The organism is Deltaproteobacteria bacterium (genome assembly GCA_040223695.1).
Lineage (GTDB): Bacteria > Desulfobacterota_D > UBA1144 > Nemesobacterales > UBA2774 > JAVKFU01.
The window spans coordinates 492,624-509,356 of record JAVKFU010000015.1 but is presented as its reverse complement, the minus strand read 5'-3'; the positions used below and the strand labels follow the sequence as shown (position 1 = coordinate 509,356).

Sequence of the window (16,733 nt, the reverse complement as noted above, 5' to 3'; positions counted from 1 at the left end):
CGCTTCCATTTTATTTCCAACTGAGCGCAAAGGCAGATAAGTCTAACATATTTAGTTCCTCTCTTATATCAAAGAATCTTCGATTTGCTGCTCATAGCTATTGCCACGTTTACGAGTTCGGTAGCCACAACCACAATCAAGTCATCGACAGACACGATTCCCGCAAGTTTTCCCCGCTTCGTTACCGGGAGCCTTCTTATGGAGTGCTCGGACAACTTTCTCAGCATCTCGAATATATCGGTATTCTCGTCGATGATTACAGGGTTTTTGGTCATAACCTCCTCAACCGTCACTTCATCCGGGTTTCTCCTCTCCGCCATGACGGATATAACAAGGTCCCTGTCCGTAATTATACCGACCGGCCTCGTATCATTATCCGATACTATAACAAGTGCGCCTATATCCTCATTCATCATTATGTAGGCCGCCTCCGAGACGGGGGAAGAAGGGGAAATCGTGATGACGTTTCTGTTTATGACCTCATCTAACAAATCGGGAACATCCTTTATATTGCCTCTCATATTTATCTCCGAAATCGTGTGACTTTGCTCAAACCGATCGACATTCGCTGTAATAGAATAGAGCAACAAATATGCCGCTGCGCGAAACCCTGATTGTAACTCTAAACAAGCCGTTTACACGGCGGATTAAAGAGTGATTGTGTCGTGTGTCGGATTTTCTGACACTCATAGCGAAGCCGCCCGGAAAAATGCATATTCCTTTCCGCATGATAAAATTTGGCTCCGGATTTGCAAAACTAAAGCTGTTTATTGATGACGGAGGAGGTCTTTATGTCTGATTACGGTGTCCTTTATCTGATTGATACTACATATAACGGCGAGAGGGACGCGACCGAGGCCACATTAGGATATATTGAAAAGGAGGAAAAAATAAAGGGGAGGATAAGGAGCATCAGGGTAATAGTGAGCGTAAGCGGGCATAAAGACGATAGGCGCGGCGCCTCAAAGGAGGCTTTGAGCGTTGTAAGGGATATGCTCAAAAGGGCCTCGACTGCCGGCTACGAAGAAGACTAGTGGTTATACCGCCACTTTTCCGGAAAGCCTTTCGAGCTCGTTTAGTTTCGTTATTTCTCCGAGCGCTATCAAAGTATCCCCTTGCTCTATGACGGCCCTTGAGGCGGGGTTGAATTGCATGGTTCCGTCGGACTTCTTAACGGCGATAATTATTATCCCCAGGTCTTTCACGATCCCTGTCTCCTCAAGCTCGGCCCCCGCCAGTGACGACCCCGGACGTACTGCTACTTCTTCCATCTGAATTTCCAGGTTTCCGTTTTTCGTCGCGAACTCGATGAAGTCCACTACCGCGGGCTTGAGTATCATGTGCGCTATCTTCAGTCCGCCCGTGTAGTAAGGGGAAACAACCCTGTCGGCTCCCGCCCTGAGTATCTTGATTTCGGAGGTCTCCTCGCTCGCCCTCGTTACGATCAATAATTTCGGGTTCAGCTCACGGGCGCTGAGTACTACGAAGAGGTTCTCGGCGTCTGTCGGCAGGACGGATACGAGCCCCTTTGCCCTCTCGATACCGGCTTTTTTTAACACCTCGTCAATTGTGGCGTCGCCTTCGAGGAAGATATGCTCTTCGTCGTCCGGTATCTTCGATGACGATTTCTCGACAATAATAAACTTTTCGTCTTTTGACAACAGCTCCTTCGCTACGGTTTTCCCCATCCTCCCGTAGCCGCATATAATATAATGACTGCGAAGATCCTTTATTCTTTTTTCCATTCTTGTCCTCCCGATAATATCTCTAAGCTCCCCGCTCAGAATTATTTTCGCCTCAACGGCAAGCAGGTAGAGTATGATCCCCACACCCAGTATGAGGATTATCATGGTGAATATCTCACCCGCGGGCGTGAGCTCATGCACCTCGCCGTATCCGACGGTGGTAAGGGTTATAACAGTCATGTATAGAGAATCTCTGAAATTCCAACCCTCTATAATCATGTATCCTGATGTGCCTACAGCGGTGATAAAAACTATGAGGAATATTGATAGCAGGAGCTTGCTTCTGAATTTTAGAACCATTTTCCGCCAGTTTAAAAAATATTTGCAAACGTTTCCGTATTACCCCGTTATACCGGAGTCAATTTCACAGTGGTTTTACGGTGATAACAGGGCATGAAGCCTCCTGTACCACCCTTTCGGCCACGCTTCCTATAAACTCCTCCCTCCGGAATTTGCCTCCCTGATACGAATTCATGAAAATAAGGTCTACGTCCTTTTCCTTAACAAAATCTACAATCCCCATCCACGCGTTTTTTGAGGTAGTGACTACAGGCTCTATTAACTTTCCCAGCCCTTCATCATCAAGTGTTTGGGTGAGCTTGTCGTAAGCGTTTCCCCTCATCCGCTCTATCACCTCCGGCGGATATTTCCCCTCTCCGGTTACGACTACATTGAGACTGAAAAGCTCGGCCCCCATATCCTTTGAGAAATCAAGCGCCAGCTCCAAATCCCTTGAACGAATGTTGTAGATGTCGCTTGGAATGAGGATTCTCTTTATCTCCGCCTTAGACTTATCCATTTTTGCTACCAGTACGGGAATCCTTGAGCGTCTGATAACTTTCAGGGCTGTTGCGCCGAGAATATTTTTTTCCTCGGCCCTGCCTTTGCCCATTACTATGAGGTCGGCGTTCAGCTCTTCAGCCGTCTCTATAATTTTAAGATAGGGAACCCCTTGAGTAATGCGCGTGCTGAACTTTATTCCCCTCGAGCTCAGGTCCTCTGCTATGCTTTTAAGCCTGTCGCTGCCCTTTGATTCCTTTTCCTTGATCCAGCTAGCGAGGAGGTCGAGCTCGGTGCTCGGGAATTCATCGAGAGTCGGAACCTCGAAGTAGTCCGGTATGACGTAGAGACCCACTATCTCCGAGCCAAAGATCCGGGCAAGATTCACGGCGTAATTCAGCGCGTCGAGCGAGTCTCTGGAACCGTCTGATGTCCAAACGATTTTATCAATCAATTTTAATCCTCCTTATCTCCTTTTGTAGGGCACTTATTTTAATCGATTAAATAACCTAATAAAAATAATGCTTTCCACCTCTTTGCATTTGACAATGATTTCATGAAGAAGATTTCTTGTCGCGAAACATTACGGAGCCCAGGGCGGCATTCTCTGCCGGATTGTCAGTTTTCCGTAATCTTCCCGCGGTATCGGCGGGAGAAGGCTCTCTTCAGGCTCGCGCGTCCTCCGCCGATAAACTCAATAGAAGCGGTTTGGTCGATTTACATTACTCTCTCTAGGGCTTTAAGGCCAGAACCGGGCAACGGGCCTCTCGTATAACCTTTTCGGTCTCGCTTCCGAGTATCAGCCTCTCAAACCCTTTTCTTCCGTGGGTGCTGACCGCTATGAGATCAAAATTATTATCCGCGGCGTAATTCGTTATTGTAACTCCGGGACTTACACCGCTCAGCACCTCGGTTTTTATATCACTCTCCGGGGTTTTATTATGCGCACGTCCATAATCCTCTTTTACCTGCCTCACCCTGGATTTCAGTTCAGCGGCCGAATGGTCTATAAGCTCATCGACCAGGGAAGGGCTCAGGTCGTATATATTTCCGTTAATCCAGAAAACATAAACGGCCGTTATGGAGGCCCCCGTTTTTTCCGCGAGCCCGAGCGCGCTCCAGAGCGCGGATTCGGCTGTGTCCGAAATGTCAACCGGGACGAGTATCCTGCCGACGCGGTAAGACTGCCTGCCTTCCTCGAGTTTCAGCGAGAGAACCGGCACGGGAGAATTCCTGAGCACTTTAAGGGTATTGCTGCCGAGAAGCGCGCTCCCTATTAGCCCGTGACCCTTTTTCCCCATGACTATAAGGTCGGCGCTCTCTTCGCGTGCGGATTTTATTATTCCGTCCACGATGTTCTCCCTGACGATTTTTGATGAGAATTCGATACCCGGATTTTTTTTACCCAGCTCCTCGAACATATTCCTGAATCTGGACTCGGTTTTCTCGGTCGCTCCCAGAATAACTTCTTCGTAGCTCGGGTAGAGATGCGTAACCGGTATGTGGACTTCGTTGACGAAAAGACACAGTATCTCCGCGCCGAATGTTTCCGCCAGATAAATTGCCATTTTAAACGCTTCATCCGATTCTCTGGAACCGTCAGAAGCCCAGAGGATTTTAGTTATTTCCATAAGCGCTCCGCCGCTCTCCGTGCTCAGGGAGTCATCGTGATTACAGGGCAGCGGGACTCCTGTATTACCTTCTCCGAGACACTCCCTATAAATTCCTTTTTAAATTTCCCTTCCCCGTAACTACTCATTACAATTAAATCCGATTTTTTCCGTATTGCAAAATCCACTATTCCCCGCCATCCGTTAACGGCGGTAACGGTATGCATGTCGAGATTGTCCGTTATTCTGGATTTTCCGACGATACCCTGAAGCTCCCTGTGAGCGAACCCCTTAAGCAGCTCGGCAAGCTCGAGTGGGTAATGGTGGTATCCGACTTCGACTACATTCAAAATATCCACCATTGAGCAGAACTCGCGGGACAGGTCCATGGCGTAGCCGAAATTTTTTGATAAACCGTGGGACAGAGCTATAGGGACCAGGATTTTATTTATCGTGTATTTCAATTTATCATCCCGTACGGTCAGGACCGGTATCCTCGATGTCCTGAGCACCTTGAGGGCAGTGCCGCCGAGGATCGTCTGCTCGGGGAGCCTGCCTCTTCCCAGCACTATAAGGTCGGCGTTTTCATTCTCGGCAAATTTCGTTATGGATTTTGAAGGTATTCCCTTTATAATTTCATAATCGAATTTTATTTCTTTCCTGGATAATTCCCGCTTGATTTTTTCCATGCTCTCTTTATTCCTTGTTATCAGATTATGCTCGACCCAGTCGTGAAACTTCGCTTTCTCAGCGGGCGGAAACGCGTTCACTACCGTGTAGTATTCGGGAATTACAGAAATACCGAGAATACGGGATTTAAACTTTGCGGACAGGATTTCCGCCAGCCTGAGTGCATGCATGGAATCTTTCGATCCGTCAGTCCCCCAAACGATTTTATCTATTTTCATTCCGGCCTCCGTTTAAAGAGAAACAGGGGAGGGATACTCTCCTCCCGATTGCCCGTTACCTGACTTCGACTTTTATCTCTTTCGGCTTCGCTTCAGCAGCTTTCGGCATGTGAATTTCGAGTATACCGTCCTTGAACTCGGCCTTTACCTTATTCTCCACTACCTTTGCCGGAAGATTGAGCGATCTTAGGAAGCTGCCGTAAGACCTCTCGGAGTAATAATAATCCTCTTCCTTGGTCTCCTCTTCCTTTTTCATCTCGCCCTTGATGGTGAGAACGCTATCTGAAATCGATATCTTGATATTTTCTTTCTCGATTCCGGGGACTTCGGCCTTTACGACGATCTCATCCTTATTGTCGTACATATCCACTGCAGGTGATATCTCCTCATAGTCCCTCATCCATTTGAGAGCGGGAAACCTTCTAAGGAATCTCTCCGGGACAGGCTCCTCAAACATCTCATGAAAAAACTTCTCCATGCTTCTCGGTGTCCATCTTTTCAGTGCCATAATTACTACCCCCTTGTTTTAAGATCTATATATACGATATAGATACAATTTTCATGCCATATGAAACATCGGAATGTTTTAGGTGTGCTGCCTCTTGACGCGTTTGTTAACTACCATTGTTTTCCTGTACGTTGTAAGAAAATTTGACATTTATCATTCTCAATAATTTAGTCGAAAGATTGTCTGTCAAGCCTCTGTGATTGAATGGAATGTGCCGGTTGTATATATGTAGTTTTCTGTGACGTTAATTATGGCGAGGGAAAAAATCTTTGAAATCGAAGACGGTTTGATTGTAAATTAGTGTATAACATGATTCAGGGGAGAGAAGTGAATTGAAGGCAATGGTTTTAAACGAAATAGTGTCGCTCATTGATAAAAGGGACCCTCTCAAGCTCAAAGACGTGCCCGACCCCGCGCCCGGAGAGGGCGAGATTCTAATACGCGTAACCGCCTGCGGGGTCTGCCATACTGAGCTTGACGAAATAGAGGGAAGGACCCCGCCGCCCGAGCTGCCCGTAATTCCGGGTCATCAGGTCGTAGGTACAGTGGAGGAAAACGGAGAGGACGCTTCCTCATTCAGGAAGGGTGATAGGGTAGGGGTAGCCTGGATATATTCCTCCTGCGGGGAGTGCCGATACTGCCTCGAAGGGAACGATAATCTCTGCAGGGATTTCACGGCAACAGGGAGGGACGCCGACGGGGGTTATGCGGAGTATATGAAAGTAAGCGAAAAATACGCTTACCCCATACCTGAAACCTTTAGCGACCGCGAAGCCGCCCCGCTTCTCTGCGCTGGAGCTATAGGATACAGATCGCTCAGGCTAACCGGGATAGAAAACGGACAGCGTCTGGGGCTTACCGGATTCGGAGCCTCCGGGCATCTGGTCATAAAGATGGCGAGAGAGATGTTCCCGGACACTAAAATATTCGTATTCGCGAGGAGCGAGGGTGAAAGGGAGTTCGCAAAGGAGCTGGGCGCCGTATGGGCCGGGGACACGGAGGAATATTCCCCTGAAAGACTGGACGCCGTAATTGACACCACCCCCGTGTGGAAGCCTGTAGTGGAGGCGCTCAAGAACCTCAACACCGAAGGCAGGCTCGTGATTAACGCAATTCGTAAAGAGGACGTCGATAAGGACTACCTTCTTAAACTGGATTATACGGAACACCTCTGGATGGAGAAGGGGATAAAGAGTGTCGCCAATGTAAGCAGAAAGGACGTGAGCGAATTCCTAGAGCTCGTGGCAAGGATTCCGATTAAGCCCGATACGGAAGAATATCCTCTCGAAGACGCGAACCGCGCGCTACTGGAGTTAAAGGAAGGCAGGATAAGGGGGGCTAAGGTGCTGGTGCTTTAAGGGGTTATCGCTACAGGACTTAGGGATTAATCGAGAAGTTCTCAACTGAGAGGAATATGATCCGGCACAAGATCTCTTAAGTTGAGTGTGCTTATTACCACCCCATTTCTAACAAAGGTTTTTCCCCCGTTAGGCTCGGGGACCTCGCGTATAAAAGATGTGATATCCATACCACATACAAGCCCCTCCTGATTGAAGACCGGGCCCCCGTTCATTCCGTTCAGTGGTGAGTGCAGGGTTACAAATCCGCCTCGAGTGCCGTGATTAATAGCGGCTTCTATCCCGTCAATTACAGTAGTAGGCTGCCAGTACTGTCTCACGGTGCTTAAATTCACCGTATCGTCTGTATTGATAGGCAAATCGGTCACCGGATACCCGCCCATACATACGGATGCGCCGATGCTGGAGGAATCTACAGAGAAGTTTACTCCACGCAGGTCGGATTCGGGCACTTTGCCGATGTAAATAAATTTTAACTTGTTTTGATAGACCTCTTTAATCTCAATAGGGCGGTCAAGCGAGCTGTGTGGCAGGTTGCCCGCATACATTAATTTTGATCCCGCAGGTATATCATTCGTCACCTGGAGCGCGGTCATGAAGTGTCCGATATCGTTTATAAAAAAAGCGGTCCCGCAAATCCCGACTGTCGTAATTCCGTTCCGGTGAATCGTATAGAAGACCGGGAACATCGAATTGCATATTTTATTTATCGCTGTTTCGTACATAAATCAACCTGCCCCCTTGGCTTCCGTCCTCATATAAAATCGCAGAGACCCCGGGTCGACAAATTTTCAGAGAACAAAATCTCACATAAATGTTGAATTGAGTCCCGTTTGATGTAAAGAAATTAAGGAAGCGTCAAAGGATTGGCTGAAGAGTTTTCCGGACAGAATTTGAACATATTATGTTAAAGATTGCTTATCGACCCTTTCAGCTATCAAACTTATGCAATTTTAAAGGATATACTATTACAGTCGGTAATACAATTAAGCCTGAAATTCAATCCTGATGCACGGTTTTGACAAATTCACAGAAATAAATGGAAATTACGGGTTGAAAGCCGGTATCTTCCCGGCTTATCATTTCCCTGCATTCAAGATTTGAAACGTAACCGGTATGGTAAAGCATTCGGCGTAGGTTAAATTATAAAATGCCCTTTATTTATAATTTATCAAATGGAGTTGGGTTTGAGTAATATCGAATATTTTGTTATCGATGACGAGGCCGGTTTCAATACCGTACTTGGTCAGCTCAAGAGTAATTACAAACTGAGGAAAGAAGGGACTCATACGAAGGAGGAAAACTATTTTGACACCTTCGATTACAAAATCTACAAAAATGGTCTTTTGCTCGCGAGAGAGGGCAGCCGGTACGCTCTTATAAAAGCACAAGGTAACGATACAGTGGATTCGGTTATCATCAAAACGAAAAAGAAACCTAAATTCTGGTGGGACTTTGCCGACTCTTCTTTTAGGGAGAAACTGCGCTCCTGTATTGATGTGAGGGCACTCCTACCTCTCACGAGCGTAGAGAGGTTGATAAGCAGATACAGGCTACTTAACAAGGATGACAAAACAGTGCTTTTCCTCGGTCATGAGGAAATAAGGTTAACTGAAGGCGGCCACGAGAATAAAGCCGCTAATATGATTTATATAGAGCCTGTCAGGGGGTATGTAGAAGAGCTCGAAAGGATGAAGCAGTATTTGGACCGTCCCGGCCTTGAAAAAACAGATCTCAATTTACTCTCCCTCGCGCTCGAATTGGCGGGAAGAACACCGGGGGAATATTCGTCCAAAATAAACGTCAAGCTCGAGCCGGATATGTCCTCTTCGGAGGCTGTCAGAAAAATACTATTTAGCCTTCTCGATACAATTAAGGTAAATGTAGACGGAATTGTGGAGGATATCGACATCGAGTTCCTCCACGATTTCAGGGTGGCGGTCAGAAGAACCCGCTCCGTGCTGACGCTCATAAAGGGCGTCTTTCAAAAAAGGATACAGACCCGGTACAAGAGGGATTTCGCCGGGCTAGGCAAAAAGACCAATCTACTCAGGGACCTCGATATATATCTTCTTAAAAAAGACGAATACTTGGAAATGCTCCCCGCGGAGCTCCGCCCCGGGCTCGACAGGTTATTCGCCATAATTCGGAAGGAAAGACAGCAGGCCCACCGGGAGTTTGTAGAATACATAAACAGTCCGGCCTGCAGGAACGTTCTCCAGTCCTGGGAAAAATTTTTGAACGAACCTCACGAAACAGACGGGCCTTCGAAGAATGCGGCTATGCCGGTTATAGAGCTTGCGGACAAGCACATTCGAAAACGTTATAAAAAGGTTCTGAAGCTCGGCAATAAAATAAACGACGATTCGCCCGAAAGCGATCTGCATACCCTGCGCATCGAGTGTAAAAAGCTCAGGTATTTTCTGGAATTTTTCGAATCCCTTTTCCCGGAGAGGGAAATCAGGCAGACGGTTAAACAATTAAAAGGTCTTCAGGATAACCTGGGTGATTACAACGACCTTCACGTCCAGCAGGAAACGCTGAAGGGTTATATAGCCGGGCTTGATTCCGGCACGGATTCCGAAAGGGATATTATAGCGTCTGCCGGCGGGCTTATATCCCAGCTCTACAGACGGCAGAAGGGAATAAGAGCGGCCTTCAAAAAAAGATTCGAGGAATTCAGCAATGAAGAGACTGATGCGTTGTTTGAAAAATTATTCTCCGGCCATTAGAGTAGTGGTCTTATGAAAACAATTGCCCTTTACAGCATGAAAGGCGGGGTAGGTAAAACAGCGGCTGCCGTGAATCTGTCCTATCTGGCCGCGCTTGAAGGCTCTCGCACTCTCATTTGTGACCTCGACCCGCAGGGGGCATGCTCTTTTTATTTTCGGATCAAGGCATCAAAGAACTTTAATTCTAACAAGTTCATCAAGGGAGGGGGGAATATAGTTAAAAATATCAGGGGCACGGACTATTCTAACTTAGACCTCCTTCCTTCAAAGCTATCCTTCCGAAATCTCGACCTGGCGCTCGACGACATGAAGAAATCCGGCACACGTCTCCGCAGGATATTTAAAGAGGTACGTCATGATTACGATTACCTGTTCCTCGACTGTCCCCCGGGCATATCCCTCATTGCTGAGAACGTATTCGACGCTGCGAATTATATTCTGGTGCCTCTCGTCCCGACAACCCTGTCCGTACTCACCTACGAAAAGCTGCTCGGCTTTTTTAAGAAGAAGGGGTTCAAGCGAAAGAATTTATATACGTTCTTTTCCATGGTGGAAATCAGAAAAAACCTGCACAGGGAAATAATCGATAATTTATCCTCCGGCGACAATAACTTTCTTAAAACCCTCATCCCGTACCGCTCGGATATAGAGAAGATGGGAATTTACAGGGAGCCTGTGCCCGCAACCGAGCCGGGCTCGCCCTCGACCCGAATATACACGGAACTGTGGAATGAAATTAAGGGAATAATGAACCAAAAATAGGGGGCAGCTTTTCATATTCTAAACTCACTTTACTGAAGATGAACCGGGAAATAGAGAGAAAATTTTTAGTAGTTAAGCCGCCTCCGGAACTAAATAAGTATCCGAATCATAGAATAGAGCAGGGCTATATCGCTGTTACGGATGACCTTGAGGTCCGCTTGCGTAAAAAGGGGGATCAATACTATCAAACGGTCAAATCAGACGGCGGGCTTGTCAGAAGAGAGGTCGAAATTGAGCTGAGCCGGGATCAATTCGAGGCTCTCTGGCCCATGACCGAGGGTAAAAGGATAGAGAAAACCCGATATGAGATAGAATATGAGGGATTTTTAATCGAGCTTGACATATATTCAGGCAATCTGCATGGGCTTAAAGTTGCCGAGGTTGAATTCAAAACTGAGGATCAAAGTAAAACCTTTATTCCTCCTGATTGGCTCGGGGCCGAAGTAACGGACGATAAAAGGTATAAAAACAAATATCTTTCTTTACACGGAATTCCTGACTGCGACATATCCTAGAAAATACCTTAGTTATCTATGTTTATCTATCCGTAGGTACTGTATATATAGACCTATACCTAAACCATTTTATTAAGAGTGTAATATAGCAAGGTAAATGTGGAATTAACAGGATACAAGAAGAAAAGTTTGGCTTCGTATAATACATAAAGTATGGCATACAACTAATTGTTACTAAACCATATTAAATGAACATTTTTTTGGTGTAAGAACCGAAAGGTTTTCTGTGAACCCGAACCTTAGTGAAGTTATTCGACCTTACTCGTTATTTAGAGCTAAACGGGTCCTTCGCGCCGGGATGCCATAGTTTGAAATGGCTCTTGTGGACTTCCGTATAGGCACTTTCCGAGTAATATTTGTCATAGAATTTAAAATCGAAATGGTAGGACCGGAAGAGTCTTAGCGAAGCAATCATGAGTCATATATATGAAAACATTGCTCATTAGATGAAAAAATATTACTATCACAAATGTTTTTTAAGAAAATGAACAATAGATACCGCAATATATTTCACAATATAGTCAGAAATGAAGATACTATAACTGAATTGTTTTGTAATTTACTGCAATTCAAACCGTTTAGATCTGCGGTTCTCGAATTGTTTTTAGAAAAAGAAATATTAGATAAGATTGAGTTTGAGGACTGTGATACACAGAAATTTCTTTATCGCTATGGGCGTCCTGACCTAATCATTAGTAACGTTGATGTTGAAATTATTTTTGAAATTAAAATTAGCAGCGTCACTCTCACGAATAATCAACCAAAGAGCTATCTTGAATATTTGAACAAATGTAATCAAAATACGAAATGGCTAGTTTTTTTAATCCCCAAAGATTATAGACATAAAGAGCTGTGGGGAAAAGGAATGCCTGGAGAAATTAAAAAAGAAGAATGGCGGAAAAGAACACCTATAGTATTACCGAACTCAAACGTAAAAACTCAAAAGCTCTATTGGAATGATATAATCGAGCAACTAGAAAAGCATGAACTTCCCAGTGTAAATCAATACTTCAATGATTTTGTAAACATCTTAAAGAGTTGGTTTGAGAGAATGCCTATAATATTTACTAATTCGGAGGTGAAACTTATGTTCTCTGATCAAATTCCTCAAGTCATTACAAAACTATTCAAAATAGTTGACGATCTACGCGATGACCTTACTATTGAGTTTGGGAACAAAATTAAGATTAGGAGACCTTTATCTAACAATGAAGAATACAGTATATATATACAAGACGATAACAACCAAGAGTTACTCTACTTTGGAGTGTGGTATCAATTCTGGGGAAAATATGGGAAACCACTTTGCTATGGTGTGGATGGTAACGAGTACGATAATACGATTGTTAACACTTTCAGGCACTCAGAAAAAGAAGTAATTGAAGAAGATGGATGGATTTGTTCTTGGATTGATGAAAACTTAATTAGAAATGAGGACTGCCAAAAAGATATTTCATCGTTGATGATAAAGAAAGTATATGATTTATTAGAAGCCATTCAAAATTAGCAGTAATTCAAACTCAGTAATTTCTATCCAAACGGGTCTTTTGTATCAGGATGCCATAGTTTGAAATGGCTCTTGTGGACTTCCGTATAGGCGCCTTCCGAGTAATATTTGTCATAGAATTCGAGGTCCAGATGATGAGCCTGAAATACCAGCCGTGCGAACATCGGGTCCAGAAACGCCGGGAAGCGTCCGTAATTCTCGTAAACGTAGGTGCAGAAATCCTTCACAATCTCGATTCTCACTTCACTCGGATGATACTCGTCGGCAAGCACACCCTCCGGGTTTTTATATGGGTAGGGGTTGTCCTCCTCCCAGAACCTTCCCCTCATCATGAGGAATTTATCGACCGCTTCCCCCATGTCATTTACGTATGGCGGGCAGAGCGCCTCGAATACGCCGTCCCTTCCCACGGGAACGGGCGGGGTCGCGCTCCTGAGCGTCTTTTCGGGCCGCGTAAATCTGAACCCCAGGCCCTTGTACTCGGGGTTTACTCCGAGGGCGTAATGCGGGAGAAGTCCCGTGAACGCCCATCCGCCTAGGCCGAGCGTCTGAAGCGCGAGGTTCATATTCTGGCAGATAAACGCCTGCTCCACGTTGAGCGTAGTCAGCACCCTGAGCTCGAGGTCGAATAATGAAAGCTCGACGTCCTTTCTTATGTAACCCTTGTCTATCCACTTATCGAGCCCGCAGGACCTCCCCCCGTTAAGCTCGTCGATTATATTAAAGCCGTACTTCGCGCCGAAATATATAAACAGGAGAACCATGTACTCGACAGTGGTGTTGGTGACCGGAATAAAAAACGTCGTGCCCGGCCGGTTGCAGTTCCAGGCGTTAAAGTCGAAGAGACCCGGCTCGCCTTGGGGTAGGTCGGCCCTTCCGTCTTCGAGCCTGACCAGGCTCTTCCTGAATAGATTGAGCACCCTTTCCAGCTTCTTGTCCTCTGTCAGTCCGTGGAATATCGTCGTCTCTCCGTGCGCCGGCATCATGTCGTGGAGTCTCACCATATAGACCCCGTCGTCATTCGTGTAGAAAAGCTCCGTAGAGTGCGAATTGCAGGAGCAGGGCCAGCTCCGCCCAGTCCATTGGAAGAGCCACGAGATCCCCGTCCGCGGCAGGTCGCCCAGCGAGAGCCCGGTCATCCCCGTACCGGCCCATATTAAAAACGCCTCCTCAAGCTCCGACAGGGGCACCGGATCGTGCCGGGATTGATGCTTGAGCGTCCCCTCCTTTATCTCCATCCCCAGTCCGAACCTTCGGGAGCGCCTCGTGAAAACTGCGTCCATAAATCCGAAATTGAGAGCGACGTTAAGTCCTTCTGGGATACTCATACGGTTCTCCTTAACGGTTTTTCGAATAGGATTACACAAATATTATCTAAATGAAAAGTATGGTTTTATCTAGAGATGGAAATTGCTGATCAAGAACGGGCGAATTTATTCGTCCCTGCAGTCTTTGCAAAGACCGTTAAGAAGCATCGAATAGCCCTTAATACGGTAGCCATTCATAGTCATGTCCGATACATCGAGGTTCGACAGGGACTCATCGTAAAAGTCCTCTACTTTTTTGCACTCCGTACAGACGACGTGGTGGTGCGGGTCGAGGTTCGCGTCGTAGCGCGCCGCGTTGTAAAGAACGTTCACAACCGAGATCAAACCCAGTTTCTCGAACGTCTCGAGGGTCCTGTAAATTGTTGTCAGAGATATGTTAGGGTAGTAATCTTTTATCTTCTTGTAGATATTCTCCGTGCTCGGATGCTGGTTGGTGCTGGCGAGCTCCCTGTATATGGCAATCCTCTGGGGTGTGACTTTCAGGCCCAGGTCCTTGCTGCGCTCGATAAACTCGTGCACCCTTTGTTCTATCATTTCTTTATTTATGTAATTCATCGTGGAACTTTTCCTTCGTTAATTTTACATAATAACTAGAAAAATATCCAGAATTTGTGTTTGCGGAGAGTATGAAATCTCTGATTAAAGAGCGGGTTGCCGAATTATAACGCTATAGCCCTTGCAAGGAGCCCCCACGTCGGTAAGTTAATTGAGGTGAACCCACTGGATGCAATCAGAAGACATAAGGTTATAGCTGTAATAAGAGCGGATAATGCCGAGGCCGCGCTTCAATTCGCGGAGGGCTGCATAACGGGCGGGTTGAGACTAATCGAGGTTACTTTTTCTTTCCCCGGCGCTGAAGAGGTCATGTCGAAGCTGAGCGAGAGGGAAGGGATGCTCACGGGGGCGGGCACCGTTTTAGACCCGGATATGGCCCGGAAAGCGAAAGAGGCGGGAGCGCGTTTTCTGGTTTCCCCCCATACCGACCGGGAGCTTGTCTCGTTCGCGAGGAAGAATAATATGGCGGTTATACAGGGCGCGTTCACCTCTTCCGAGATCGTAAGGGCATGGAAGCTCGGTGTGGATATGGTCAAGATTTTCCCGGTAAGCTCGGTCGGCGGGCCTTCTTACGTGAGGGCCATGAAGGAGCCTCTGCCCGATATAGAAATTATGACTACGGGCGGCGTGGGAATCGACAACTACCTGGATTTTTTTGACGCGGGCGCTTCGGCGGTAGGGGTCTCGAGCGCTCTACTCGGAGAGGATAAAAAGATAGACCCCGATGTTATAGCTAAAAACGCGCGAAAATTCGTCGCGGGATTAGCAGGCACGATAAAACCGTGAGATTGCGCCCGTGGCATTATAATTATCAGGTAGTTTTAAATTAGACCTGTATAAAAGATTTGCACAATGAAGATCCTCTTTGTAGCTTCGGAAATGGCGCCTTTTGCCAAAGTAGGCGGAATCGCTGATGTAATACGCTCACTGCCGCGGAGAATCGCCGCGCTCGGTTTAGACGTCAGGGTGGTCATACCCTACTACCGGAGCGTCAAAAGCAATCTGTCCAGGCTGGGAATCAAACCCAAAGACCGTAAAGAGAGAGTTGTACTGTGCATGGACTGGCTCCCTGTCGAGGGTGAGATAAAGGAAATTCAGTCGGACGGCGTCACGGTGTATCTTCTGTCAAACGACGAGTATTACAACAGGAGATACATATACTCAACACACGACGGCGACTATGAAGACAACGACATGAGGTTCGGGTTTTTATCGCTCGGAGCATTGGAAGTAGCTAAAAAGGTCGGTTTCGAGCCCGACATAATACATTGTCACGATTGGCAGACAGCGCTCTTGCCTATATGCCTTAAATGGAGAAAGCACGTCAAGGACGACGAGTTTTTCAAGAACACAAAAACGGTTTTTACTATCCACAACATATCATATCAGGGGCTCTACGAAAGAGGGCTTCTCGATAAATTCGGACTTCCGGAATTTCTATTTACTTCGCAGGGGCTTGAGCTTTACGGAAAGGCTAATCTTCTGAAAGGGGGGATAATCTACTCCGATCTGGTAACCACCGTAAGCCCGACATACGCGGAGGAATTAAAAAAGCGAGAGTATGCTTACGGCCTTGACGCGGTATTGAAATGGATTTCCCGCGATCATAACAATCTGACAGGCATACTGAACGGCATAGACTATGAAAGCTGGAACCCGGAGAAGGATGAGTGCATTTACCGGAATTACGGAGTCCGGAACTTAAAGAACAAGGAAATAAACAAACAAAAACTGAAAAAGGAACTGGGGCTCGATTCATCCGAGGATAAACCGCTCATAGGTGTGGTTTCAAAGCTCGACGAGCAGAGGGGCACTGACCTGATAACGGAGTCGTTGGCCCAGATACTGGATCTCGGATATCAAATGGCTATAGTGGGCGCGGGAACGAGCAAATTTGAAAATTCACTCAGGAGGGCAATGAGAAAATACAGCGGCAGCATCTCCGTGACTGTGGATGTTAACAACGACGAGCTTGAAAGAAAAGTATATGCGGGCTCCGATATGTTTCTCATGCCTTCGAGATTCGAGCCCTGCGGACTGGGGCAGATTATAGCGCTCAGATACGGCTCCGTGCCGGTTGCGAGGGGCACTGGGGGGATTCTCGACACTGTCAGCGACTATACGGAGGACAAAGAGAACGGGAACGGGTTCTTGTTTCATGAATTCTCCACAGTAAGTATGCTGGACGCGCTTATAAGGGCCATCTCCGTTTATGAAAACAAAGATGAATGGAAACATCTCATTACAAAGGCCATGAGAGAAGACCTCTCATGGAGGAGTTCGGGCAAAAAGTATACGCAGATTTACAAGAATCTCCTCAATAACGGCTGAATTCACACCCCCTTAACGCTCATAAACCTTCATTTATTTTATACGGTTATCCGATGTATTCATTTCCAAATCCGGCCCTCTGAAACTTTCTGTA

At 46.5% G+C, this 16,733-nt stretch carries 17 protein-coding genes; 8 read left to right on the top strand and 9 right to left on the bottom strand.

From position 1 onward, the window contains the following. Positions 1-68: 68 nt before the first annotated feature. Positions 69-521 (bottom strand): CBS domain-containing protein, encoded by a 453-nt coding sequence (locus RIG61_06580; GenBank protein MEQ9618822.1) that lies wholly within the window; start codon positions 519-521, stop codon positions 69-71. 270 nt (positions 522-791) lie between these two features. Between RIG61_06580 and RIG61_06575 the strand changes: the two genes are divergently transcribed. Then, entirely contained in the window at positions 792-1,034 is a 243-nt protein-coding gene (locus RIG61_06575) for a hypothetical protein (protein MEQ9618821.1), read from the top strand. Between the two features lie 3 nt (positions 1,035-1,037). On the opposite strand, the gene RIG61_06570 is transcribed toward RIG61_06575, so the two are convergent. From RIG61_06570 to RIG61_06550, 5 genes are all read right to left on the bottom strand, one after another. After that, the gene (locus RIG61_06570; GenBank protein ID MEQ9618820.1) at positions 1,038-2,045 is read right to left on the bottom strand and encodes a potassium channel protein; all 1,008 of its coding nucleotides are present in this window, start codon (positions 2,043-2,045) and stop codon (positions 1,038-1,040) included. 64 nt (positions 2,046-2,109) lie between these two features. After that, positions 2,110-2,979 carry a universal stress protein gene (locus RIG61_06565; protein MEQ9618819.1) on the bottom strand — a complete coding sequence of 290 codons (870 nt, stop codon included), beginning with the start codon at positions 2,977-2,979 and terminating at the stop codon, positions 2,110-2,112. Between the two features lie 277 nt (positions 2,980-3,256). Then, positions 3,257-4,156: a universal stress protein gene (locus RIG61_06560; protein MEQ9618818.1), complete on the bottom strand. Its 900-nt coding sequence runs from the start codon at positions 4,154-4,156 to the stop codon at positions 3,257-3,259. 23 nt (positions 4,157-4,179) lie between these two features. Then, a complete protein-coding gene (locus RIG61_06555; GenBank protein ID MEQ9618817.1) occupies positions 4,180-5,043 on the bottom strand; it encodes a universal stress protein in 864 nt (287 codons plus the stop codon). Positions 5,044-5,098: 55 nt separating this feature from the next. Further along, positions 5,099-5,551 carry an Hsp20/alpha crystallin family protein gene (locus tag RIG61_06550; protein MEQ9618816.1) on the bottom strand — a complete coding sequence of 151 codons (453 nt, stop codon included), beginning with the start codon at positions 5,549-5,551 and terminating at the stop codon, positions 5,099-5,101. Between the two features lie 332 nt (positions 5,552-5,883). On the opposite strand from RIG61_06550, the gene RIG61_06545 reads away from it, so the two are divergent. Beyond that, on the top strand, positions 5,884-6,909 hold the full coding sequence (locus RIG61_06545; GenBank protein MEQ9618815.1) for a zinc-dependent alcohol dehydrogenase family protein: 1,026 nt from the start codon (positions 5,884-5,886) through the stop codon (positions 6,907-6,909). A 41-nt stretch (positions 6,910-6,950) separates the two neighbouring features. Here RIG61_06545 and RIG61_06540 read toward each other — a convergent pair whose 3' ends face one another. Next, positions 6,951-7,634 carry a hypothetical protein gene (locus RIG61_06540; GenBank protein MEQ9618814.1) on the bottom strand — a complete coding sequence of 228 codons (684 nt, stop codon included), beginning with the start codon at positions 7,632-7,634 and terminating at the stop codon, positions 6,951-6,953. A gap of 462 nt (positions 7,635-8,096) precedes the next feature. Between RIG61_06540 and RIG61_06535 the strand changes: the two genes are divergently transcribed. The 4 genes from RIG61_06535 (at position 8,097) to RIG61_06520 (ending at position 12,425) form a co-directional block, all read left to right on the top strand. Then, complete coding sequence (locus RIG61_06535; protein ID MEQ9618813.1) at positions 8,097-9,641, top strand: CHAD domain-containing protein; 1,545 nt, start codon at positions 8,097-8,099, stop codon at positions 9,639-9,641. Between the two features lie 12 nt (positions 9,642-9,653). Next, entirely contained in the window at positions 9,654-10,403 is a 750-nt protein-coding gene (locus RIG61_06530) for an AAA family ATPase (protein ID MEQ9618812.1), read from the top strand. Between the two features lie 38 nt (positions 10,404-10,441). Further along, complete coding sequence (locus RIG61_06525; GenBank protein ID MEQ9618811.1) at positions 10,442-10,918, top strand: CYTH domain-containing protein; 477 nt, start codon at positions 10,442-10,444, stop codon at positions 10,916-10,918. 598 nt (positions 10,919-11,516) lie between these two features. Next, on the top strand, positions 11,517-12,425 hold the full coding sequence (locus tag RIG61_06520; protein MEQ9618810.1) for a hypothetical protein: 909 nt from the start codon (positions 11,517-11,519) through the stop codon (positions 12,423-12,425). A 23-nt stretch (positions 12,426-12,448) separates the two neighbouring features. On the opposite strand, the gene RIG61_06515 is transcribed toward RIG61_06520, so the two are convergent. Together RIG61_06515 and RIG61_06510 are read right to left on the bottom strand one after the other, a co-directional pair. Further along, positions 12,449-13,753, bottom strand: coding sequence for a hypothetical protein (locus RIG61_06515; protein ID MEQ9618809.1), 1,305 nt, complete (start codon positions 13,751-13,753; stop codon positions 12,449-12,451). 105 nt (positions 13,754-13,858) lie between these two features. Next, complete coding sequence (locus RIG61_06510) at positions 13,859-14,308, bottom strand: transcriptional repressor (protein MEQ9618808.1); 450 nt, start codon at positions 14,306-14,308, stop codon at positions 13,859-13,861. Between the two features lie 96 nt (positions 14,309-14,404). On the opposite strand from RIG61_06510, the gene RIG61_06505 reads away from it, so the two are divergent. After that, positions 14,405-15,094, top strand: a complete 690-nt coding sequence (locus tag RIG61_06505; GenBank protein MEQ9618807.1) for a bifunctional 4-hydroxy-2-oxoglutarate aldolase/2-dehydro-3-deoxy-phosphogluconate aldolase — start codon at positions 14,405-14,407, stop codon at positions 15,092-15,094. 66 nt (positions 15,095-15,160) lie between these two features. Continuing rightward, the gene (gene glgA, locus RIG61_06500) at positions 15,161-16,639 is read left to right on the top strand and encodes a glycogen synthase GlgA (GenBank protein ID MEQ9618806.1); all 1,479 of its coding nucleotides are present in this window, start codon (positions 15,161-15,163) and stop codon (positions 16,637-16,639) included. The last annotated feature ends 94 nt before the right edge of the window (positions 16,640-16,733 follow it).